The 22412-nt window shown below is 68.5% G+C and carries 19 protein-coding genes; 18 read left to right on the top strand and 1 reads right to left on the bottom strand.

Annotation, left to right across the window (positions count from 1 at the left end):
* From glgB to hpxZ, 18 genes are all read left to right on the top strand, one after another.
* A complete protein-coding gene (glgB, locus tag WDM94_03980; protein ID MEJ0011786.1) occupies window positions 1-2199 on the top strand; it encodes a 1,4-alpha-glucan branching protein GlgB in 2199 nt (732 codons plus the stop codon).
* A 14-nt stretch (window positions 2200-2213) separates the two neighbouring features.
* Window positions 2214-3491, top strand: coding sequence for a glucose-1-phosphate adenylyltransferase (gene glgC / locus WDM94_03975; GenBank protein ID MEJ0011785.1), 1278 nt, complete (start codon window positions 2214-2216; stop codon window positions 3489-3491).
* The gene (gene glgA, locus WDM94_03970) at window positions 3488-4930 is read left to right on the top strand and encodes a glycogen synthase GlgA (protein ID MEJ0011784.1); all 1443 of its coding nucleotides are present in this window, start codon (window positions 3488-3490) and stop codon (window positions 4928-4930) included. The genes glgC and glgA overlap by 4 nt, the downstream gene beginning before the upstream one ends.
* Window positions 4927-6555, top strand: a complete 1629-nt coding sequence (locus tag WDM94_03965; GenBank protein MEJ0011783.1) for an alpha-D-glucose phosphate-specific phosphoglucomutase — start codon at window positions 4927-4929, stop codon at window positions 6553-6555. Before glgA ends, WDM94_03965 begins: the two co-directional genes overlap by 4 nt.
* A gap of 4 nt (window positions 6556-6559) precedes the next feature.
* Window positions 6560-8542 (top strand): glycogen debranching protein GlgX, encoded by a 1983-nt coding sequence (gene glgX / locus WDM94_03960; GenBank protein ID MEJ0011782.1) that lies wholly within the window; start codon window positions 6560-6562, stop codon window positions 8540-8542.
* Window positions 8543-8600: 58 nt separating this feature from the next.
* Entirely contained in the window at window positions 8601-9098 is a 498-nt protein-coding gene (locus WDM94_03955) for a hypothetical protein (GenBank protein MEJ0011781.1), read from the top strand.
* A gap of 94 nt (window positions 9099-9192) precedes the next feature.
* Window positions 9193-10125, top strand: coding sequence for a 2-oxoglutarate and iron-dependent oxygenase domain-containing protein (locus WDM94_03950; protein MEJ0011780.1), 933 nt, complete (start codon window positions 9193-9195; stop codon window positions 10123-10125).
* Entirely contained in the window at window positions 10125-10826 is a 702-nt protein-coding gene (locus WDM94_03945) for a GntR family transcriptional regulator (GenBank protein ID MEJ0011779.1), read from the top strand. The genes WDM94_03950 and WDM94_03945 overlap by 1 nt, the downstream gene beginning before the upstream one ends.
* A 268-nt stretch (window positions 10827-11094) precedes the next feature.
* Entirely contained in the window at window positions 11095-12216 is a 1122-nt protein-coding gene (locus tag WDM94_03940; GenBank protein ID MEJ0011778.1) for a BMP family ABC transporter substrate-binding protein, read from the top strand.
* 121 nt (window positions 12217-12337) lie between these two features.
* Window positions 12338-13426 carry an ABC transporter permease gene (locus WDM94_03935; protein ID MEJ0011777.1) on the top strand — a complete coding sequence of 363 codons (1089 nt, stop codon included), beginning with the start codon at window positions 12338-12340 and terminating at the stop codon, window positions 13424-13426.
* Window positions 13423-14343 carry an ABC transporter permease gene (locus WDM94_03930; protein ID MEJ0011776.1) on the top strand — a complete coding sequence of 307 codons (921 nt, stop codon included), beginning with the start codon at window positions 13423-13425 and terminating at the stop codon, window positions 14341-14343. Before WDM94_03935 ends, WDM94_03930 begins: the two co-directional genes overlap by 4 nt.
* Before the next feature lie 61 nt (window positions 14344-14404).
* Window positions 14405-15094 carry an isochorismatase family cysteine hydrolase gene (locus tag WDM94_03925; GenBank protein ID MEJ0011775.1) on the top strand — a complete coding sequence of 230 codons (690 nt, stop codon included), beginning with the start codon at window positions 14405-14407 and terminating at the stop codon, window positions 15092-15094.
* A gap of 154 nt (window positions 15095-15248) precedes the next feature.
* Window positions 15249-16793 (top strand): ABC transporter ATP-binding protein, encoded by a 1545-nt coding sequence (locus tag WDM94_03920; protein ID MEJ0011774.1) that lies wholly within the window; start codon window positions 15249-15251, stop codon window positions 16791-16793.
* Window positions 16794-17019: 226 nt separating this feature from the next.
* The gene (locus WDM94_03915) at window positions 17020-17697 is read left to right on the top strand and encodes an isochorismatase family cysteine hydrolase (protein MEJ0011773.1); all 678 of its coding nucleotides are present in this window, start codon (window positions 17020-17022) and stop codon (window positions 17695-17697) included.
* A complete protein-coding gene (locus tag WDM94_03910) occupies window positions 17694-17879 on the top strand; it encodes an AtzG-like protein (GenBank protein ID MEJ0011772.1) in 186 nt (61 codons plus the stop codon). The genes WDM94_03915 and WDM94_03910 overlap by 4 nt, the downstream gene beginning before the upstream one ends.
* Window positions 17876-19270: an AtzE family amidohydrolase gene (locus WDM94_03905; GenBank protein MEJ0011771.1), complete on the top strand. Its 1395-nt coding sequence runs from the start codon at window positions 17876-17878 to the stop codon at window positions 19268-19270. Before WDM94_03910 ends, WDM94_03905 begins: the two co-directional genes overlap by 4 nt.
* Window positions 19267-20025: a 5-formyltetrahydrofolate cyclo-ligase gene (locus WDM94_03900; GenBank protein MEJ0011770.1), complete on the top strand. Its 759-nt coding sequence runs from the start codon at window positions 19267-19269 to the stop codon at window positions 20023-20025. The genes WDM94_03905 and WDM94_03900 overlap by 4 nt, the downstream gene beginning before the upstream one ends.
* A complete protein-coding gene (hpxZ, locus tag WDM94_03895; protein MEJ0011769.1) occupies window positions 20022-20411 on the top strand; it encodes an oxalurate catabolism protein HpxZ in 390 nt (129 codons plus the stop codon). The genes WDM94_03900 and hpxZ overlap by 4 nt, the downstream gene beginning before the upstream one ends.
* Window positions 20412-20615: 204 nt before the next feature.
* Here hpxZ and atzF read toward each other — a convergent pair whose 3' ends face one another.
* A complete protein-coding gene (atzF, locus tag WDM94_03890) occupies window positions 20616-22400 on the bottom strand; it encodes an allophanate hydrolase (GenBank protein MEJ0011768.1) in 1785 nt (594 codons plus the stop codon).
* Window positions 22401-22412 lie beyond the last annotated feature (12 nt).

The raw sequence follows: 22412 nt of genomic DNA, 5'->3' as shown, positions 1-22412 counted from the left end.
ATGAAGGGAGCTCAGCGTAGGGAGGCTTGGCGTCTCGATGCAGCCGCGATAGCGGCGATCGTTTCCGGGACGCATGCCGATCCTTTTGCCGTGCTCGGGCCCCATAAAACCGGCGACGAGTGGGTGGTGCGGGCGTTCGTGCCCGGCGCCGATACGCTCGCGGTGGCCGATCTCGGCGGCGCGGTGCTCGGCACGCTGGAACGGCGCGATCCGGCCGGATTCTTCGAGGGCACGGCGAAACTTGCCGGCCAGCAGCCGGTGCGGCTCAACGCTGCCAATGGCGGCGGGACGTGGTCGCTGATCGACCCGTATTCGTTCGGGCCGATCCTCGGGCCGATGGACGATTATTACTCGGCCGAGGGGACGCATCTCCGGCTGTTCGACAAGCTCGGCGCGCATGTGCTGGAGCATGAAGGCGCGACCGGCGTTAACTTCGCAGTATGGGCGCCGAGTGCGCGGCGCGTCTCGGTCGTCGGCGACTTCAACCAGTGGGACGGGCGGCGGCACATCATGCGCCGGCGGACCTCCGGCGTGTGGGAGATTTTCCTGCCCGATATCGGCCCGGGCACGGTCTATAAATTCGAGATCGTCGGCGTCGACGGGAAGCTGCTGGCGCTCAAGGCCGATCCATTCGCCTTTGCCTCGGAGATGCGGCCGAAGACGGCGTCGGTGGTCGCCGACCCCCGCCCCTATCCGTGGGACGACGCCATCCACATGCGGGCGCGGCAGATCGATCATCGTCGCGCGCCGGTGTCGATCTACGAGGTGCACCTCGGCTCGTGGCGGCGGAACGGGGAAGCCTTCCTGTCGTATGACGAGATCGCCGACCAGTTGATCCCGTACGTCGCCGACCTCGGCTTCACGCATATCGAATTTTTGCCGATCACCGAGCATCCGTTCGATGCGTCGTGGGGCTACCAGCCGACCGGGCTGTTTGCGGCGACGGCGCGCTTCGGATCGCCGGACGGATTTGCGCGGCTGGTCGATCGGGCGCATCGGGCGGGCATCGGCGTGATCCTCGACTGGGTGCCGGCGCATTTTCCGACCGACCCGCACGGGCTGTCGCGTTTCGACGGCACCGCGCTTTACGAGCACGAGGATCCGCGGCGCGGGTTTCACCCGGACTGGAACACCGCGATCTACAATTTCGGGCGGAAGGAAGTGGCGGAGTTCCTGGTCAACTCGGCGCTGTTCTGGCTGGAAAGATTTCACGTCGACGGGCTGCGCGTCGATGCGGTCGCCTCGATGCTCTACCTCGATTATTCGCGGAAGAAGGGCGAGTGGCTGCCCAACAAGGAGGGCGGCAACGAGAATCTCGAGGCGGTCGCGTTCCTGCGCCGCACCAACGCCGCCACCTACGGCCAGCATCCCGGCACGATGACGATCGCGGAGGAATCCACCGCCTGGCCGGGCGTGTCGCAGCCGACGTATGCCGGCGGGCTCGGCTTCGGCTTCAAGTGGAACATGGGATTCATGCACGACACGCTGCGCTATCTGTCGCGCGAGGCGGTGCACCGGAAGTTTCATCACAACGATCTGACGTTCGGCCTGCTCTACGCGTTCTCGGAAAATTTCGTGCTGCCGCTGTCGCACGACGAAGTCGTGCACGGCAAAGGCACGCTGCTCAGGAAGATGGCCGGGGACGACTGGCAGAAATTCGCGACGCTCAGGGCCTACTACGCCTTCATGTGGGGGTATCCCGGCAAGAAGCTCCTGTTCATGGGGCAGGAATTCGCGCCGTGGGAGGAATGGAACGAGGCGAAGGGGCTGGATTGGCACCTGCTCGACAGCGCACCGCACCGGGGCGTGCGCGACCTCTTGCGCGACGTCAACCGCGCCTATCGCGACCTGCCGGCGCTCCACGCGCGCGATTGCGAGGGGCACGGTTTCGAGTGGCTGGTGGTCGATGACTCGGCCAACTCCGTCTTCGCGTGGCTCAGGCTTTCCGGCGGCAACGAGCCGCCGGTCGCGGTTATTTCCAACTTCACGCCGGTGGTGCGCGAGCGCTACGTTCTGCCCTTGCCGCGGGCGGGGCGCTGGCGCGAGGTGATCAACACCGACGCCGCCGTCTATGGCGGCAGCGGCAGGGGGAACCTCGGCGCGATCACGGCCAACAACAATCCGTCGCACGGAAAACCGGCGAGCGCGGAAATCACGTTGCCGCCGCTGGCAACGCTGATGTTCGTACTGGAGGGCTAGGGGAGGACTGGGAGATGGTCGATTCGGAACCGGGCAAGCACGCGCCGCTGGCGCGCGATGCGATGGCCTACGTGCTGGCGGGCGGACGCGGCTCGCGCCTGATGGAGCTGACCGACAAGCGCGCCAAGCCGGCGGTGTTCTTCGGCGGCAAGACGCGCATCATCGACTTCGCGCTGTCGAACGCGCTGAACTCCGGCATCCGCCGCATCGGCGTCGCGACGCAGTACAAGGCGCACAGCCTGATCCGCCATCTCGGCCGCGGCTGGAATTTTCTGCGGCCGGAGCGCAACGAGAGTTTCGACGTGCTGCCCGCCTCGCAGCGCCTGTCGGAGTCGGCGTGGTACTCGGGCACGGCCGACGCGATCTATCAAAACATCGACATCATCGGCAGCTATCGTCCGTCGTACATCGTGGTGCTTGCCGGCGACCACATCTACAAGATGGACTACGAACTGATGCTGCAGCAGCACGTCGATGCCAGGGCCGACGTGACCATCGGCTGCCTCGAGGTGCCGCGCATGGAGGCGGTGGGCTTCGGCGTGATGCACGTCGACGACAAGGATGGGATCGTCTCGTTTCTGGAGAAGCCGAAGGACCCGCCGGGCATTCCCGGCAACCCGGAACTCGCGCTCGCCTCGATGGGCATCTACGTCTTCGAGACCAAGCTGCTGTTCGAGCTGCTGCGCCAGGACGCGGAAGATCCGAACTCCAGCCATGACTTCGGCAAGGACATCATCCCCAAGATCGTGACGACCGGCAAAGCCGTGGCGCATCGCTTCACGCAGTCGTGCGTGCGCTCCAGGAACGAGACGCAGGCCTACTGGCGCGACGTCGGCACGGTCGATGCGTACTGGCAGGCGAACATCGATCTCACCGACGTGGTCCCTGCCCTCGACCTTTACGACCGCAACTGGCCGATCTGGACGTATGCCGAGCTGACCGCGCCGGCAAAATTCGTGCACGACGTCGACGGGCGGCGCGGCTCGGCGGTGTCGTCGCTGATCGCGGGCGACTGCATCGTGTCGGGCGCCTCGGTGCACCGCTCGCTGCTGTCGACGGGCGTGCGCGCCAATTCGTATTCGACGATCGATGAGGCGGTGGTGCTGCCGTATGTGCAGATCGGGCGCTCGGCGCGGCTGACTAAGGTCGTGATCGACCGCGGCGTGCGGATTCCGGAAGGCATGGTGGTCGGCGAGGATCCGGTTGCCGACGCCAAGCGCTTCCGGCGCACGGAAACCGGCGTCTGCCTGATTACGCAGAAGATGATCAACGGGCTCGCCGAGGCGGAATGACGTCGGTACTCGCGGTCGCCTCGGAGGTCTTCCCGCTGGTCAAGACGGGCGGGCTTGCCGATGTCGTCGGCGCGCTGCCGGCGGCGGTGCGCTCGCACGGCGTGACGATGCGCGTAATGATGCCGGGCTATCCGGCGGCGCTTGCGGCGCTCAAGGCCGGCGAGCCGGTGTGGCAGCAGAAGAATCTGCACGGCGGACCGGCGCGGCTCATCGCCGGCAAGGCCGCGGGGATGGATCTTCTCGTGCTCGACGCGCCGCATCTTTTCGGCCGGCCGGGCAATCCGTACCTCGGGCCGGACGGGGCCGACTGGCCCGACAACTGGCGGCGGTTTGCGGCGCTGTCGTATGTCGCGGCGGAGGTCGGGCGTGGCGCGCTGCCGGCGTTCGTGCCGGACGTGGTCCACGTGCACGACTGGCAGGCGGCGCTGGCGGCGGTCTATCTCAGGACCGGAGCGCAGCCGGCGCCGAAGACGGTACTGACCATCCACAACCTCGCCTTCCAGGGGAATTTTCCGGCGGCGATTTTCGCCGAGCTCGGGCTGCCGCAATCGGCGTTCGCCATCGACGGCGTCGAGTATTACGGCGGCGTCGGATACCTCAAGGGCGGCCTGCAGTTCGCCGATGCAATCACGACCGTGTCGCCGACCTACGCCGACGAAATCTGCACGCCGGCCGGCGGCATGGGGCTCGACGGGCTGCTGCGGCAGCGGCGCGGCGTGCTCTCCGGCATCGTCAACGGCATCGACGTCGAGATCTGGAACCCGGCGGCGGATGCGACGCTGGCCGCGCCCTATGACGCCAAGACGATCAACGCGCGCGCGGCCAACAAGCGGGCGCTGGAGGAGCGCTTCGGGCTGACGCCCGGCAACGGCATGATCCTCTCCGTCGTGTCGCGGCTGGCGTGGCAGAAGGGCATGGACATTCTTGGCGCCTGTATCGACGGTCTGGTGTCCGCCGGTGCGCGGCTGGCGGTGCTGGGCTCCGGCGAGGCGGCGCTGGAGGGTCTGTTCCGCGCGGCATCTTCACGGCATCGCGGCGCGGTCGGCATCGTCACCGGCTACGACGAGAATCTCGCGCACCTGATGCAGGGCGGCGCCGACGCGATCCTGATCCCGTCGCGCTTCGAGCCGTGCGGGCTGACGCAGTTCCACGGCCTGCGCTACGGCAACGTGCCGGTGGTGGCGCGCGTCGGCGGCCTCGCCGACACGATCATCGATGCGAACGACGCGGCACTGGCGGCGGGCGTTGCGACCGGCATCCAGTTCGCGCCGGTCGAGGTCGCCGCGCTCAGCCGCGCGATCGGCCGCGCCGGCGCGCTCTACGGCGACCGCAAGACGTGGCGGACGCTGCAGAAGCGCGGCATGAAGGCCGACGTGTCGTGGGCGAAAAGTGCGGCGCGCTATGCTAGCCTCTACGCGGGCCTGACGAGGGCGGTATGATCCTCACGATCGAGACGAAACCCATCGACGGGCAGAAACCTGGCACGTCGGGGCTGCGCAAGAAGGTCGGCGTCTTCCAGGCGCCGCACTACCTCGCGAATTTCGTCCAGTCGATCTTCGATTCGCTCGACGGATACGCCGGCAAGACGCTGGTGATCGGCGGCGACGGCCGCTATTTCAACCGCGAAGCGGTCCAGATCTGCATCAAGATGGCGGCGGCTGCCGGCTTCGGCCGCGTCATGGTCGGCAAGGGCGGGCTGATGTCGACGCCGGCGACCTCGAACCTCATCCGCAAGTACGCGACCTTCGGCGGCATCATTCTCTCGGCCAGCCACAACCCGGGCGGACCGGACGGCGACTTCGGCATCAAGTACAACACCGGCAACGGCGGGCCGGCGCCGGAGAAAATCACTGACGCGATCTTCGCGCAGACGAAAACGATCAGCCGCTACCGCATCTCGGACGCGGCCGACGTCGACCTCGACAAGATCGGCACGACCACCGTCGAGGCGATGACGGTATCGGTCATCGATCCGGTCGCCGACTACCAGACGCTGATGGCGGACCTGTTCGACTTCGCGGCGCTGAAGGCGCTGTTCGCCTCGGGCTTCCGGATGCAGTTCGACGCGATGCACGCGATCACCGGGCCCTATGCGCACGCCATCCTCGAAGGCGCGCTCGGCGCTCCGGCAGGCACCGTCGTCAACGGCGTGCCGCTGCCGGATTTCGGCGGGCATCATCCGGACCCCAATCTCGTCCATGCCAAGGCGCTGTACGATCTGATGATGTCGGGCGATGCGCCGGATTTCGGCGCCGCGTCGGACGGCGACGGCGACCGCAACCTGATCATCGGGCGCGGGCAGTTCGTGACGCCGTCGGATTCGCTGGCGGTGCTCGCCGCCAACGCGCAGCTTGCGCCGGCCTATGCCGGCGGGCTCGCCGGCGTGGCGCGCTCAATGCCGACCAGCGCGGCGGCCGACCGGGTCGCGGCGAAGCTCGGCATCCGGCATTTCGAAACGCCGACGGGGTGGAAATTTTTCGGCAACCTGCTCGATGCGGGGCTGGCGACGCTGTGCGGCGAGGAGAGCGCCGGCACCGGGTCCAACCACGTGCGCGAGAAGGACGGATTGTGGGCCGTGTTGCTGTGGCTGTCGATCGTGGCCAAGCGGAAGCAGAGCGTGCGCGAGATCATGCGCGCGCACTGGCGCGAATTCGGCCGCAACTATTACACGCGCCATGATTACGAGGACGTCGATGCCGAGCGCGCCAACGGCGTCATGGCGCATCTCAAGGCGCAGTTGCCGACGCTCGACGGACGCGTGCTCGACGGGCTGCACGTCGATGCGGCCGACGATTTTAAATACGACGATCCGGTCGATGGATCGAAGACCACCGGCCAGGGCATCCGCGTCATCTTCACCGGCGGCTCGCGGATCGTCTATCGCCTGTCGGGCACCGGCACGGTCGGCGCGACGCTGCGCATCTATATCGAGCATTACGAGGCCGATCCGGCGCGGCACGACATCGACACGCAGAAGGCGCTGGCGCCGCTGATCGCGATCGCCGGCGAACTCGCCGAGATCAGGACGCGGACCAGGCGCGAGGCGCCTTCGGTCATCACGTGACGGCATGACGGCGCGGCTCACCATCGCGTCCGGCTCGCCGGAGCCGCTCGGCGTGACGGTGTGGGACGACGGCATCAACATCGCCGTCGTCTCGCGCAACGCCGACGCGATCTGGTTCTGCCTGTTCGACGACCGCGACCGGGAAATCGCGCGGCTTCCCCTGCCCTCGCGCACCGGCGACGTATGGAGCGGCTTTGTCGCGGGCGTGAAGCCCGGCGCACGCTATGGCCTGCGCGCCGACGGCCCCTATGGACCCGAGACGGCGCACCGGTTCGATCCGGCGAAGCTGCTGCTCGACCCTCATGCGGTGGCGATCGACCGGCCGTTCGCCCTGCACCAGGCGCTGTCGGCGCCGCGCTCCACCGAGATCGACACGGCGGAGCTGATGCCGAAGGCGATCGTCGCCGCGAGCGCCGCGCCGGAGATCGCGCCACGGAAGCCGGGCTTCATTTACGAGATCGGCGTCCGGGCGTTCACCAAGCTGCATCCCGGCGTGCCGGAGAAGCTGCGCGGCACCGTCGCGGCTCTTGCCGAGCCGAAGGTGATCGATCATCTCGTGAAACTCGGCGTCGATACCGTCGAGCTGATGCCGATCGCGGCGTGGATCGACGAGCGCCATCTGCCGCCGCTCGGGCTGACCAACGCGTGGGGCTACAACCCGGTCGGCTTCATGGCCGGCGATCCGCGCCTGATGCCGGGCGGCGCCGACGAGATCCGCCGCGCGGCGACGGCGCTGCGCGCGGCGGGCATCGGCGTCATCCTCGACGTGGTGTTCAACCACACCGGCGAGAGCGACGTGCAGGGGCCGACGCTGTCGCTGCGCGGCCTCGACAACGCGCTCTACTATCGCCACCACGACGACGGCACGCTGGCGAACGACGCGGGCACGGGCAACACGCTCGCCGCCGAGCGGCCGGAGGTCGTGCGGCTGATGGTGGACGCCATGCGTCACTGGGCCGGCACCGGCGTCGCCGGCTTCCGGCTCGATCTCGCCTCGGTGCTTGGCCGGCGCGACGGCGGCTTCACGCGCGATGCGCCGCTGTTTTCCGCCGTCGAAGCGGACCCGGTGCTGTCGCAGCTCACGATGATCGCCGAGCCGTGGGACGTCGGGCTCGGCGGCTACCAGCTCGGGAATTTTCCGGCGCGGTGGAGCGAGTGGAACGATCGCTTCCGCGACGACGTGCGCCGCTTCTGGCGCGGCGATGCGGGCGCGTTGGGGACGCTGGCGACGCGGCTTGCCGGATCGGCAGACGTATTCGGCGCACGCCGGCCTTCGGCCAGCGTCAATTTCATCGCGGCACACGACGGCTTCGCGCTGGCCGATCTTGTCGCCTACGCGGAGAAGCATAACGTCGCCAACGGCGAGAACAACCGCGACGGGGGCAACGCGGATTTCTCGTGGAACAACGGTGTCGAGGGCGTGACCGCGCAGACCGCGATCATCGCGGCGCGGGGGCGCGACGTGCGCGCGCTGCTGGCGACGCTGTTCGTCTCGCGCGGGCTGCCGATGCTGACGGCCGGCGACGAATTCGGGCGGACGCAGGGCGGCAACAACAACGCCTACGCGCAGGACAACGCGACGACATGGCTCGACTGGGCCGGCGCGGACATGGATCTGGCAGCATTCGCGGCGCGGCTGGTGGCACTGCGCAAGGCGCATCCGTCGCTGGCGGCCGACGCGTTCCTCAGCGGTCAGGGCGAGCCGCTGCCGGACGCGATGTGGCTCGCGGGCGACGGCGGCGCGATGACGCCGGAGAAGTGGAACGATGGACGGCGCTCGGTCGGGCTGGCGCTGTTTGCCGGCGGCGACCGGACCGCGATATGGATCAACGGCGGCGACGCGGCGCCGGGCTGGTTGCCGGACGCGCGGGTGGGGCGGCAGTGGCAACTCGCGCTCGATACGTCCGAGCCGAAGGCGAGCGCGCGGACGGCGGAGATGCGGTTCACGTTGCCGGAGCGGTCGGTGCTCGTGTTTGCCGAGACTTAGGGCCGCGGTGTTGCGGCAGATCAAGCGACGCGCGGCCGCGAGGCAGTAGACAGCGGCGATGCTCGGTCGCGCCGCGATGTACCTCCGCAACTGCTTCTGGCTGATCGTGCCGGTGCTGGCGTTCGATCTGCTGTTCACCGGGCGGCTGCCGGCGCAGTTCCAGATGGAGAATTTCTGGCGCGACATTCCGGCGTTCGTCGGCGTGCCGGAGAATATATTCCGCACCGTCGTGCTGGTGCTGCCCGTGCTGATGCCGCTCGATGTCGTCTCGGCGCGGCAGCGCGCCGGGCTGGCGCTCTACCTCGCCGGCATCGCGGTCTATCTCGCGGCATGGGTGGCGCTGATCGCTTGCCCGGACAGCGGCTGGAGCCTGAGCGCGGCAGGGCAGCTTGCGCCGGCCTATACGCCGGCGCTGTGGCTTGGCGGGATCGGGCTGGTCGGCGGGCGGCTGTTCGTTGCGAGGATTCCCTATCGGTACTGGATGTATCTGGCGCTTTCGGCGGTGTTCCTCGTCTTTCATGTGACGCATACGGCGATTGTGTTCGCCCGCGGCTAGCTTCCCTCGGTCACCGGGCTATGGCCGAAGTGACGAGGGAGTGCGGGTAGATGGCGCGCAATTTGCTCGGGGTTGTCGGAACGGAGAATCTCGCGTGACCGAATCCCTGCCCGTCATCGACCTGTCGGCCAAGCCCGCCGATCTTGCCGCCGCGATCGGCGCGGCGGCGAGAGGGGTCGGGTTCTTCTATGTCACCGGGCATGGCGTCAGCGCGGGGCTGATCGCGGAGGTGTTTGCCGGGTCGCGACAGTTTTTTGCGCTGCCGGCGGCGACCAAGGACGAGGTCTCGATCCGCACCTCGCCGCACAATCGCGGCTATGTCGGCATGAAGGGCGAGAGTCTCGATCCGACCAAGGCGCCCGACCTGAAGGAGGCCTACAACGTAGGGCTGGAGCTGCCGGCGGACGATCCGCGCGTCGTGCGCGGCGAGCCGTTCCGCGGCGTCAACCTGTGGCCCGCCCTGCCCGGCTGGCGCGGGACGATGCTGTCGTATTTCGATGCGGTGTGGGGCGTAGGGCGGCGCCTGCACGAGGGCATCGCGCGCGACCTGAAGCTCAAGCCGGATTATTTCGAGGACAAGCTCGACCAGCCGATGGCGACGCTGCGGCTGCTGCACTATCCACCGCAGCCGGCAGGTGCCGCTGCCGGTCAGATCGGCGCCGGCGAGCACACTGACTATGGCGACATCACGCTGCTGCTGACCGACGAAGTCGGCGGGCTCGAGGTGAAGCGGCGCGACGGCGGATGGATTGCGGCGCCGTACATGCCCGGCGCGTTCATCTGCAACATCGGCGATTGCCTGATGCGGTGGACCAACGACGTCTATGTCTCGACGCCGCACCGCGTGGTCAATCGCGGCGGCCGCGAGCGCTATTCGGTGGCCTTTTTCCTCGATCCCAACCCGGATGCCGTCGTTGCCTGCCTGCCGACCTGCGTTTCGGCCGAGCGGCCGGCGCGCTACCAGCCGGTGACCGGCGCGGACTACCTGCGCGGGCGGCTGGACGCCACCTATGGTAAGATGGGCTGATGGCAAAGCTCACCAAGGCCAAGCTGATCCACCAGGCGATCGCCGACGACATCGTGCACGGCCGCCTGGCGCCGGGCGCGGCGCTCGACGAGACGGTGATCGCGGCGACGTTCGGCGTGTCGCGGACGCCGATCCGCGAGGCGATCCGGCAACTGGAAGCCATCGGCCTGGTCGAGGCGCGGGCGCCGAAGGGCGCGGTGGTGGCGGCGCTGTCGGAGCGGCAGCTCGACGAGATGTTCGCCGTGATGGCCGAGATCGAGGCGCTGTGCGCGCGGTGGTCGGCAGTCGCCATGACGGCGAACGAGCGGCGCAATCTGCTGCTGCTGCAGGCTGAGAGCGAGCGGCTGGTTTCGGCCGGCAGCCGCGAGGACTACGTCGCCTTCAACAATCGCTTCCACGAGGCGATCTACGGCGGGGCGCATAACGCTTTCCTCGCCGAGCTTGCCGTGACGGTGCGCAAGCGCTGCGCGCCCTTCCGCCGCGCACAGTTCGAGACGCTGGGGCGGCTGGCGAAATCGCACGCCGAGCATGGGGCGGTGGTCACCGCGATCCAGCGCGGCGATGCCGAGGGCGCGGCCCGGGCGATGCGGGCGCACATCGCCGTGGTGCGCGATGCCGTCGATGCGGTGGCCGGCGGCGTGATCCGCCGGACCGAGCCGACGGGCGCCGAGCCTGTCCTGCCTGGCGGCACCGCCCAATAGTTCGGCACATTTTACATCGTTGCATACAATACCGCCAGTTGGCGAAAGCGTTGCCGGCCATGGCTTTGGCTTGAGTCCGCCGTCCCGTGGGCCGTTTGCGCAGCGCTGAAATCGCGCCTGCCGCTTTGTGAATCAACGCCTTACCGACCGAGCCTCCGACATCGCTCGCTGCAGCGCAGCGCGATTGGCACGGCGGTTGCGAGAGACACGAGAAGAAGGAGTCGGGTATCCGCCTCCCCGCGTCGTTTCTCTCAGGGGGTTTTCAAAGATGTCTCAGTTCATTGTCTCCCGCCGCAAGCTTCTGCAAGGCGGCGCTGCGCTCGGCGCGATGGGCATCGCCGGGTCGCTTCCGTTCCGCTCGGCGCTCGCCGCCGAGGGCCTCACCATCGGCATCGTCTACGTCGGCCCGCGCGACGACTTCGGCTGGAACCAGGCGCATGCCGTCGCCGCCGAGGCGCTGAAGTCGATCCCCGGCGTCAAGGTCGTCGAGGAAGAAAACGTGCCGGAGACCGACGCCGTCTCCAAGACCATGGAGTCGATGATCCAGCTCGACGGCGCCGGCCTGATCTTCGCGACGTCGTTCGGCTACTACTCGCCGTTCATGGTGGACCTCGCCAAGAAATATCCGGACGTGCAGTTCCGTCATGCCGCGCCGCTGTGGAACAAGGACAAGGACCCGATCAACGCCGGCAGCTACTTCGGCTACCTCGACCAGGGCCACTACATCAACGGCGTCGCCGGCGGCCTGTCGACCAAGTCGAACAAGATCGGCTTCGTCGCCGCCAAGCCGATCTCGTCGGTGCTCTCCAATATCAACTCGCTGGTGCTCGGCGCCAAGAAGACCAACCCGAACGTCACCGTGCAGGTGATCTTCACCGGCGACTGGTCGCTGCCGGTGCGCGAGGCGGAAGCCACCAACGCCCTGGTCGATGCCGGTTGCGACATCATCACCTGCCACGTCGACAGCCCGAAGGTCGTCATCCAGACGGCCGAGAGCCGCGGCGTGAAGACGCTCGGCCACAACGCTTCGCAGGCGCCGCTCGCGCCGAAGGGCTTCATCACCGGCGCCGAGTACAAGTGGATCACGATCTACGAGCAGTACGCCAAGACACTGGCCGGCGGCGGCACGCTGCCCAACTTCGTGACCGGCGGCTACGATCTCGACTTCGTGCAGAACACGCCGTACGGCGCCGGCGCGACACCGGAAGCGATCGCCGCGGCGGACGCTGCCAAGGCCGATCTCAAGGCGAAGAAGGCCTATTACGTCGGCCCGCTCAAGGACAACACCGGCAAGGAAGTCATCGCCGCCGGCACCGAGCACCCGCCGTACGATCCGTGGATCGACCAGATCAACTTCCTGGCGGAAGGCGTGGTCGGCTCGATCACCTGAGACGAATTCGCGGCGGCCGGGCAACAGCGCGGCCGCCGCTTCTGTTTCTCGCGGATTTACGGTGTTCCACTAGCCGAGGCTCGGATCAAACGTGGCAGTGTCCACCGACACCAAGGTAGCAATGGCGCCGTCGGCCGATGTCGGCGGCGACTGGACGCGGCGGCTCGGGCGCTCGCTTGAGGCGGTGGTCATCCCGGTGATCGCGATCCTCATTGCAGCGGCGCTGTTCTCCATCTTCCTGTTCATCCTCGGCAAGTCACCGCTGCAGTTTTTCGCGCTTCTCTGGCAGGGCGGATTCGGCACGGCGTTCTCGTGGCAGAACACGCTGGTACGCGCGGCGCCGCTGATCTTCACGGCGCTCTGCGTCGCGGTCCCGGCGCGGCTCGGCATGGTCATCATCGGCGGGGAAGGCGCGCTGGTGCTCGGCGGCTTCGTCGCGGCGGCGGTCGCGATCCCGTTCATCGGATGGGGGACGTCATCTTTCATCGTGATGCCGGCGATGTTCCTTTCGGCGGCGCTCGCGGGCGCGATCTGGATCGGCTTCGTCGGCGTGCTGCGCTACTACCGCGGCGTCAACGAAACCATCGCGTCGCTGTTGCTCTACTACATCGCCGTGGCGATCATGAATTTCTTCGTCGAGGGCGCGCTGCGCGACCCGGCGAACCCGAACAAGCCGTCGACCAAGGCGATCGGCGAGGCCAACATGGTCGGCGACATCCCGGGCCTCGGCGTGCACTGGGGCCTCGCGTTCGGCATCGTGCTCGCCGTTGCCCTGTGGGTGCTCATGAACAGAACCAAATTCGGATTTGCCGCGCGCATCACCGGCGGCAACGTGCGCGCGGCGCGGGCACAGGGCCTGCCGGTCGGGCGGCTGATCGTCACGTCGTGCGCGATCGCCGGCGCCTCGGCCGGCCTCGCCGGCTATTTCGAGGTCGCGGCCATCCAGGGCAAGGCCAACGCCTCGATCGCGGCAGGCTACGGCTTCACCGGCATCCTGGTCGCCTTCCTCGCCAAGCAGAATCCGCTGGCGATCGTTCCGGTCTCGATCTTCCTCGGCGGCATCGCCGCTGCCGGCGGCCTGATCCAGCGCCGCATGGGCATGCCTGACGCCACCGTCGCGGTGCTGCAGGGCCTGATGTTCGTGGTGCTGCTGGTTTCCGACACGCTGCAGGGCCGGCTTGGCCTCACCGGCAAGGCAGGGGGACGATGAGCGACAACAGCCTGTCCATCGTTCTGCTGGCGATGTTCGCCGGCGCCATCCGCGTGTCGACGCCGTTCCTGTTCGTCAGCCTCGGCGAATGCCTGACGGAGAAATCCGGGCGCATCAACCTCGGGCTGGAAGGCACGCTCGTCTTCGGGGCGATGACCGGCTACGCCATCTCCTACATGAGCGGGTCGCCGTGGCTGGGCGTGCTCGCCGCCGGCGTCGCCGGATCGGCGTTCGGCGCGATCCACGGCTATATCTGCAAGCTGCCGAAGGTGAACGACATCGCCATCGGCATCGCGATGATGCTGTTCGGCACGGGCCTGGCATTCTTCCTCGGCAAGTCGTTCATCCAGCCGCACGCGCCGCAGTTGCCGTCGCTGACGCTCGGCGCCTGGTCGGACAACCCCGCCGTCCGCTCGGCGCTGCAGATCAACCCGCTGTTCTTCGTCGGCGTGGCGCTGGCGTTCCTGCTGTGGTGGGCGTTTCGCAACACGAAGTGGGGCCTGATCGTGCGCATGACCGGCGACTCCGCGCCGGCGGCGCTGGCGATGGGCTACTCGGTCAACCTCGTGCGCTTCGTTGCGACGACCATCGGCGGCTTCTCGGCGGGTGTCGGCGGCGCGTTCCTGTCGCTCTATTATCCCGGCGCCTGGAACGAGGGCCTGTCGTCGGGCCAGGGCCTGATGGCGGTGGCGCTGGTCATCTTCGCGCGCTGGAACCCGCTTGCCTGCTGCGGCGCGGCGCTGCTTTTCGGCGCGGCCGGCGCCATCGGGCCGGCACTGCAGTCGGTCGGCATCACGCAGGGGTACTACTTCTTCAACGCGGCACCTTACGTGCTGACGCTGCTCATCATGATCGCGTCGTCCTCGCCCAAGCGCTCGCTGAAAGGCGCGCCGGCGGAACTGTCGATCACCAAGTGAGGCGCGCGTGACAGCCAGCAGCGCCACCCTGCCGACACTGGACGAACGGGTCGCCGCGGCGATGGTGCCGGGCGGGCGCACCATCGCGGCAGACCCCTACCCGTGGCCGTTCGACGGCGACCTCCGCGTCGGCAACACGGCGCTGATCGTGATCGACATGCAGGTCGATTTCTGCGCGCCCGGCGGCTACGTCGACTCGATGGGCTACGACATCTCGCTGACGCGCCGGCCGATCGAGCCGATCCAGCGCGTGCTCTCCGCGATGCGCGCCAAGGGCTACAAGATTATCCACACGCGCGAGGGCCACAAGCCGGACCTCTCCGACCTGCCCGCCAACAAGCGCTGGCGCTCGCAGCGCATCGGCGCGGGCATCGGCGATCAGGGGCCGTGCGGCCGCATCCTCGTGCGCGGCGAGCCGGGCTGGGAGATCATCCCGGAGCTCAAGCCGCTGCCCGGCGAAAACATCATCGACAAGCCGGGCAAGGGCTCGTTCGTCGCCACCGACCTCGAGCTGGTGCTGAAGAATGCCGGCATCCGCAACATCATCCTGACCGGCGTGACCACCGACGTCTGTGTGCACACGACGATGCGCGACGCCAACGATCTCGGCTACGAGTGCCTGCTGCTGGAGGATTGCTGCGCGGCGACCGACGTCGGCAACCACCTTGCCGCGATCAAGATGATCAAGATGCAGGGCGGCGTGTTCGGCGCCGTGTCGGCGTCACAACAATTGATCGAGGCGTTGCCATGACGGGGGTCCCCACCCACCATGCCTTCGGCATGGTCCCCCCTCCCCGTGCCGGGGAGGGATTGGAGTACGCGGCGTCCCCTCCGGAATCCCTCCCCGGCACGGGGAGGGGGGACCGCCCGAAGGGCGGTGGGTGGGGTGCGCCGGAGATCGAAACATGAGCGCTGCATACGACGCTGCCCACGTGACGCGCCGCGCGATCGGTCTCGAAACCGTCGGCATGACCAAGGTTTTCGCCTCGCTCACGGCGCTCGACGACGTCTCGATCAAGGTCAATTCGGGCACGCTGCACGCGCTGCTCGGCGAGAACGGCGCCGGCAAGTCGACGCTGGTCAAGTGCATCATGGGCTTCTACCAGCCGACGCGCGGCACCGTGCTGGTCGACGGCAAGGAAGCCGAGATCCGCAATCCGCGCGACGCGCATGCGCACGGCATCGGCATGGTCTACCAGCACTTCACGCTGGTGCCGTCGCTGACCGCGGCGGAGAATCTCGTGATCAGCCGCGCCGATCCGCCGGCGATCATCGACTGGCGGAAGGAGAAGCGCGACCTCGGCGAGTTCCTCGAGCGTATGCCGTTCAAGGTGCCGCTCGACGTTCCGGTGTCGGGGCTGGCGGCGGGCGAGAAGCAGAAGCTCGAAATTCTCAAGCAGCTTTATCTCGACCAGCATTTCCTCATCCTCGACGAGCCGACGTCGGTGCTGACGCCCGGCGAGGCGGACGAGGTGCTGGGACTCCTGCGCGGCATGACGCAGGCGGGCGACCTGACGATCCTGATGATCAGCCACAAGTTCCGCGAGGTGAAGGCATTCGCCGACGATTTCAGCGTGCTCCGCCACGGCAAGTACACCGGCGGCGGCAAGGTCGCCGACACGACCGTCGATGAGATGAGCCGCATGATGATCGGCGAGACCAAGATCCGCGAACGCGCGGCGCGCAAAGTCATGCCGACGCCGCAGCCGCTGACGCTGGAGCTCGCCGCGATCTTTGCCAACGACGACCAGGGCCTGCCGGCGGTCGAGGAAGTGAACCTCAAGGTGCACGAGGGCGAGATCGTCGGCATCGCCGGCGTCTCGGGCAATGGGCAATCCCAGCTGATCGAGGTGCTGTCCGGGCAGCGCGAACCGACCAGCGGCCGCATCTTTGTGGACGGGCAGCCGTTCGAGCCGATCCGCGATCACATGGACAAATTCAAGGTGTTCTCGCTGCAGGAGGAGCCGCTCCGGAACGCTGCGGTGCCTCGCATGACGGTGGCGGAGAACATCTCGTTCCGCACGTTCGACAAGCCGCCGATCACGACGCTCGGCTGGTGGCTGTCGCCCGGGCCGATGCGGCAGCGGGCGCGCGAACTGATCACGGCCTATCGCGTCAAGACGCCGTCGACGGAAGAATTCATGGAGAATCTTTCGGGCGGCAACGTGCAGCGCGCGGTGCTGGCGCGCGAGCTGTCGTCGCCGGTGGAGGTGCTGGTGGTCGCCAACCCCTGCTTCGGACTCGATTTCGCGTCGGTCGCCGAGATCCGGTCGCAGATCATGGAGCAGCGCAACCGTGGCGCCGCAGTGCTGCTGGTCTCCGAGGACCTCGACGAGATTCTGGAGCTTGCCGACCGCATCGCGGTGATGTCGGGCGGGCGCATCGACTATATCGTGCCGGCGGCGGATGCCGACCGCACGTCCATCGGCCGCGCGATGGCGGGGCATTGATGCGGCGCGCGACCCCCTCCACCGCGCTTCGCGCGGTCCCCCTCCCCCGTAAACGGGGGAGGATCACGGCTGGTTCGGTCCTCCCCCGTTTACGGGGGAGGTGGCGGCGCGCAGCGCCGACGGAGGGGGCCGCCCCCTCCACCATGCTCCGCATGGTCCCCCTCCCCCGTTTCACGGGGGAGGACCGCGGCAACTACGGTCACGGCAGGGCCGAGAGAGCGACGTCATGATTTCGGTCGCGGCGAAGCCGTTCGCGTATTCCTTTCCGCCGGATGGCGTGGCGCTGATCGTCATCGACATGCAGCGCGATTTCGTCGAGCCGGGCGGCTTCGGCGCGACGCTCGGCAACGACGTGATGCGGCTGCAGGCGATCGTGCCGACCGTCGGGCGTCTCATCCGCCTGTTCCGCAAGGCGGGCTGGCCGGTGATCCATACGCGCGAGGGGCACAAGGCCGATCTTTCCGACTGCCCGCCGGCCAAGCGGCTGCGCGGCAACCCGACGCTGCGCATCGGCGACAAGGGTCCGATGGGGCGTATCCTGATCCACGGCGAGCCGGGACACGGCATCGTTGCCGAATTGGCGCCGCTGCCCAGCGAACTGGTTATCGACAAGCCGGGCAAAGGATCGTTTTATGCGACTCCGCTCGGCGACACGTTGAAGGCGCGCAAGATTACGCACCTGGTCGTCGCCGGGGTGACGACGGAGGTGTGCGTGCAGACGACGATGCGCGAGGCGAACGATCGCGGGTACGAGTGCCTGCTGATCGAGGATGCGACGGAGTCCTACTTCCCCGAATTCAAGGCGGCGACGCTGGCGATGATCACCGCGCAGGGCGGCATCGTCGGCAGCACTGCGCCGCTGTCGGCGCTGGAGGCGGCGGTCGCCGGGGCCGTAGCCGCGTGACCCAACAATTCGACCCGGAAGCGCACGCCGACCTGATGGCGCGGGCGCTGGACCTGACCATTCCGCCGCAGTGGAAGCCGACGGTGGTCGCCAACCTCAAGGCGACGGCCGCCGCGGCCGAGCTGCTGCTGGCGTATCCGCTGGAAGATCACGTCGAACCCGCGCCGGTGTTTATCCCGTGACCGACGCGTTGCTCCTGCAGCCCGCCCATGTCATCGCGGCGGCGGTGAAGGCACGGCGCGTCTCGGCGCGCGAGGTGACGCTCGCGGCCATCGCCCACATCGAGGCGAAGAACGCGCGCCTGCACGCCTTCACCGACATGACCTTCGCCCGCGCCTTGGCCGAAGCCGACGCCGTCGACACTGCGGTCGACGAGGACGACGCGCCGACGCTCGCCGGCGTACCCTACGGCGTCAAGAATCTGTTCGACGTCGCCGACGTGACGACGCGAGCCGGCTCGAAGATCAACCGCGACAACCGGGCGGCGACCGACGACGCGACGCTCATCCTGCGCATGGCGGCGCGCGGCGCGGTGCTGCTCGGCGCGCTCAACATGGGCGAATACGCCTACGACTTCACCGGCGAGAATGCGCACGACGGCAACTCGCTCAACCCGCACGACCCGACGCGGATGTCGGGCGGATCGTCGGGCGGCTCGGGCACCGCGGTCGCCGCGGGCATGGTCGCGGCCTCTCTCGGCTCCGACACCAACGGCTCGATCCGCGTACCTGCCTCGTTCTGCGGCCTGTTCGGGCTGAAGCCGACCTTCGGCCGCCTGTCGCGCGCCGGCACGTTCCCGTTCTGCGCCAGCCTCGATCATCTGGGTCCCATCGCACGCTCGGTGACCGACCTCGCGCTCATCCTCGACGCGCTGCAGGGCGACGATGAGAACGACCCGGCGCAGGTGTCGCGGCCGGCGATCGCGGCAATGAAGGATGTCGATAAGGGCATCACCGGCATCCGCATCGCGGTCGCCGACGATTATTTCCGCAAGTCGGGCATGCCCGAGGCCTACGCCGCGGTCGATCACGTCGCGGCGGCGCTGAGCGTCAGCCGCACGGTCACGATCCCCGAGGCGGCACGGGCGCGGGCGGCGGCGTACATCATCACGACGGCGGAGTCCTCGACGCTGCATCTCACGCGCCTCAGGACGCGCGCGGCCGATTTCGATCCCGACACGCGCGACCGCCTGCTCTCCGGCGCGATGGTGCCGGCAGCGTGGGTGATCCAGGCGCAGCGCTTCCGCTCGTGGTTCCGCGCCGCGATGCGCGACGTGTTCCGCGACGTTGACGTCGTCCTCGCGCCGGCGACGCCGTTCCACGCGCTGCCCTCGGGCACCAAGACCGTGACGCTCGACGGCGTGACGCTGCCGGCGCGGCCGAACATCGGCCTCTACGCGCAGCCGATCAGTTTCATCGGACTGCCGGTGGTGGCGGTGCCGGTGTGGCTGCCGGGCGCCAAGCTGCCGATCGGCGTGCAGGTGATCGCGCCGGCGTGGCGCGAGGACCTGGCGCTGCGGGTGGCGCGTTATCTCGAACGGGAGGGCGCGGTCGCCGCGCCGGTGGCGGCATGAGCGAACACGCGCGCTGGGAAGGCCGTAACGAAGACAAGGACGCGCTGCGCAACGATGTGTGGTCACGGCTGGAGACCAACGCGGTCAACGTCGGTCCGGTATGGAGCCGCATCCCGAATTTCGCCGGCGCCGATCTCGCGGCCTGGCATCTCGCGCGCGTGCCGGCGTGGAAGGCGGCGCGCGTGGTCAAGTGCAACCCCGACCCGCCGCAGATACCGGTGCGGCTCCGCGCCCTCTACGACGGCAAGATCGTCTACGCGCCGGTGCCGGAACTGACGCGCGGATTTCCGTTCGTGCGACTCGATCCGGCCGAGCTCAAGGCGAAGGGCGTCGAATTCGAAACCGCCGCCGCGGCGCAGGGATTTCTGGCACACGGCCAGCCGGTCGAGTTCGAGGAGATGGAGACGCTGGACTTCGTCGTCGTCGGCTGCGTGGCGGTGACGCGCGCCGGCGGGCGGACCGGCAAGGGCGGCGGCTTCGCCGACCTGGAACTCGGCATCTTCCGCGAGCTCGGCAAGGTCGGGCCGACGACGCCGATCGCGACCACCGTGCATTCGAGCCAGGTGGTCGACGACCGCCGGCTGCCGATGATGCCGCACGACTCGGCGCTGAACTACATCGCGACCGAGACCGAGCTGATCACCACGCGCACGCCCTACCCGCAGCCTTCCGGCGTCGATTGGGAGCGCGTGCAGGCGGACCAGTACGAGAACATTCCGTTCCTCAAGTCGCTGCGCCAGCGCCTGGCGCGATGAGCCTCGACATCAACATCCCGACGGTGAAGGCCGAGGTCGAGGCGGCGTTCGCGGCCTATGAGCAGGCGCTGGTCGGCAACGACGTCGCGGCGCTCGACCGGTTCTTCCTCGATCATCCCTCGACCATCCGCTACGGCATGGCGGAGAATCTCTACGGGCCGGAGGAGATCGCGGCGTTCCGCAAGGCGCGCTCCGCGGTTGGCCTGGCGCGGACGCTGGAGCGCACGGTCATCACGACGTATGGGCGCGAGTTCGCGGTGGCGGCGACGCTGTTCCGCCGGGCGAATGCGCCGGGCAAGATCGGGCGCCAGATGCAGACGTGGGTGAAGACTGCCGCGGGTTGGCGGGTCGCCGCGGCGCATGTTTCGACTATCGACGAGACGTAGCGGCCGTGGACCTAGGTTCGTGAGGAGGGAGACACCCCTCCCCAAAACGCCTTCGGCGTTTTGACCCTCCCGCAAGGGGAGGGTTCAAAAAGCGGAGTTTGTTGAAGCGCGGTGCTGCAACAAGGATGAGCCCTCCCCTTGCGGGAGGGCCAAAACCGCTTCGCGGTTTTGGGGAGGGGTGTCTCTCCTCCTCCCTCCTCAGCGCTAGAGGCTCGCGACATAATTGCGCCAGCCGCCGAAGCCGGTGATGTCGCGCGCGCCTTCGGTCGCGACCGCTTCGCAGAGGAAGCCTTTCGCCGTCGTGCCGTCGGCAAGGCGGACCGTGCCGATGCCGAGCGGCAATGGGATGCCGGCGACGAACTCGCCGAAGCCGGCGGTGGGCAGCGACCACACCTCGGTCTCAATCGCGGCGCCGCTGCCGGCGACGCGCACGAGTCCGGGGCGCTGCGGCGGGCCGCCGGGCAAGGCGTAGAGGCGGTAGACCGGCTCGGTGGTCACGGCCTTGACGAAGGTCGCGCCGCGCGCCGTCAACTCGTGGTTCAGCGCCATGCCCGAGAGATGCGCGCCGATGACGACGACCGGGATCTGCTCGGCCGACTGCACGCGCGGCAGCGGCGCCTTGGGCAGCGGGCGGCCGGTGGCGCCGACGGGCACGCCGGCGGCGGCGTGGATCTCGGCGGCGAGCGCCGCAAGCAGGCCGTCGCGGCCGGCGGGCGCGATCAGAGTGACGCCGGCGGGGCGGCGGTCGCTGCGGAATGGGCCGGGCACAGCGATCGCGCAAAGGTCGAGCAGATTGACGAAGTTGGTATAGGTGCCGAGGCGGCGGTTCGGCACCAGCGGATCGGCGGCAACCTCATCGACGGTGCAGACGTCGGGCATCGACGGCACGACCAGGACGTCGATGTCGTTCCACACGGCGGATGTCTTGCGCGCGAGATCGGCGAGGCGGTACTGGTCGGCGAAGGCATCGGCGGCGGAGAGGCGGCGCGCGCTTTCGATGATCGTGCGCGTCACCGGGAACAGCGCCCCGGGCTGCTTCTCGATGAATTCGCGGATCGCGGCGTAGCGCTCGGCGACCCACGAGCCTTCGTAGAGGCGGACCGCCGCGGCGTAGAACGGCGCGAGATCGACCGGCTTCGGCTTGCCGCCGAAATTCGGGAACGCGGCGAGCGCGGCGGCGAAGGCGTCCCTCGCGGTATCGCTGCCGAAGACGATGCTGGCGTCGTCCGGCACGCCGAGGCGGACGACCGGCGGGCGCGTCGCGGCGCCGAGCGGAATGCGCCGGGCGTAGCCGTCCTCGGCGTCGTAGACGGCGGCGATGTTGGCGATGCGCCAGGCGTCGTCGACCGTGGTGGCGAAGACCGACACGCAATCGAGCGTGCGGCAGGCGGGCACGACGCCGCGCGTCGATAGCGCGCCGCGGCTGGGCTTGAGGCCGACGATATTGTTCAGCGCCGCGGGGATGCGGCCCGAGCCGGCCGTGTCGGTGCCGAGCGCGAACGAGACGATGCCGCGCGCCACCGCGACGGCGGAACCGGACGACGAGCCGCCCGGCACGATGCTCGGGTCGATGGCATTCCGCGGCACAGGGTACGGCGTGCGGACGCCGACGAGGCCGGCGGCGAACTGGTCGAGGTTGGTCTTGCCGATGAGGATGGCGCCGGCGGCGAGCAGGCGGTCGACGACCGGTGCGCTGGCCGTTGGCGTGTAGGCGAACTCGCGGCAGCCGGCGGTAGTCGGGATGCCGGCAACGTCGATGTTGTCCTTCACGGCGAAGGGCACGCCCCACAGCGGGTAGCGGGCGGGGTCGAATTTCGGCAGCGCGCTCGCCGCGGCGCGGGCGGCGCTTTCGTCCACCAGCGCGATGAAGATGCCGGGGTCGGCAGCGGCGGCGAGACGGCGGTAGACCGTGTCGATGGCCATGGCCGGGTCCGCACCCGCCGCATAGGCCGCGTGCAACCGGCCGATGTCCAGTTCGAAGTCCGCCATGCCAACTGTTCC

It is taken from the genome of Bauldia sp. (assembly GCA_037200845.1).
Taxonomy (GTDB): Bacteria; Pseudomonadota; Alphaproteobacteria; order Rhizobiales; family Kaistiaceae; genus DASZQY01.
Note: the sequence above shows the minus strand (reverse complement) of the source record. Positions and strands in the feature narration are given on the sequence as shown.

Coding starts and splice junctions, on each gene's coding strand:
- glgB (MEJ0011786.1), top strand. CDS start 1: ATGAAGGGAGCTCAGCGTAGGGAGGCTTGGCGTCTCGATGCAGCCGCG.
- glgC (MEJ0011785.1), top strand. CDS start 2,214: ATGGTCGATTCGGAACCGGGCAAGCACGCGCCGCTGGCGCGCGATGCG.
- glgA (MEJ0011784.1), top strand. CDS start 3,488: ATGACGTCGGTACTCGCGGTCGCCTCGGAGGTCTTCCCGCTGGTCAAG.
- WDM94_03965 (MEJ0011783.1), top strand. CDS start 4,927: ATGATCCTCACGATCGAGACGAAACCCATCGACGGGCAGAAACCTGGC.
- glgX (MEJ0011782.1), top strand. CDS start 6,560: ATGACGGCGCGGCTCACCATCGCGTCCGGCTCGCCGGAGCCGCTCGGC.
- WDM94_03955 (MEJ0011781.1), top strand. CDS start 8,601: ATGCTCGGTCGCGCCGCGATGTACCTCCGCAACTGCTTCTGGCTGATC.
- WDM94_03945 (MEJ0011779.1), top strand. CDS start 10,125: ATGGCAAAGCTCACCAAGGCCAAGCTGATCCACCAGGCGATCGCCGAC.
- WDM94_03940 (MEJ0011778.1), top strand. CDS start 11,095: ATGTCTCAGTTCATTGTCTCCCGCCGCAAGCTTCTGCAAGGCGGCGCT.
- WDM94_03935 (MEJ0011777.1), top strand. CDS start 12,338: ATGGCGCCGTCGGCCGATGTCGGCGGCGACTGGACGCGGCGGCTCGGG.
- WDM94_03930 (MEJ0011776.1), top strand. CDS start 13,423: ATGAGCGACAACAGCCTGTCCATCGTTCTGCTGGCGATGTTCGCCGGC.
- WDM94_03925 (MEJ0011775.1), top strand. CDS start 14,405: ATGGTGCCGGGCGGGCGCACCATCGCGGCAGACCCCTACCCGTGGCCG.
- WDM94_03920 (MEJ0011774.1), top strand. CDS start 15,249: ATGAGCGCTGCATACGACGCTGCCCACGTGACGCGCCGCGCGATCGGT.
- WDM94_03915 (MEJ0011773.1), top strand. CDS start 17,020: ATGATTTCGGTCGCGGCGAAGCCGTTCGCGTATTCCTTTCCGCCGGAT.
- WDM94_03900 (MEJ0011770.1), top strand. CDS start 19,267: ATGAGCGAACACGCGCGCTGGGAAGGCCGTAACGAAGACAAGGACGCG.
- hpxZ (MEJ0011769.1), top strand. CDS start 20,022: ATGAGCCTCGACATCAACATCCCGACGGTGAAGGCCGAGGTCGAGGCG.
- atzF (MEJ0011768.1), bottom strand. CDS start 22,400: ATGGCGGACTTCGAACTGGACATCGGCCGGTTGCACGCGGCCTATGCG.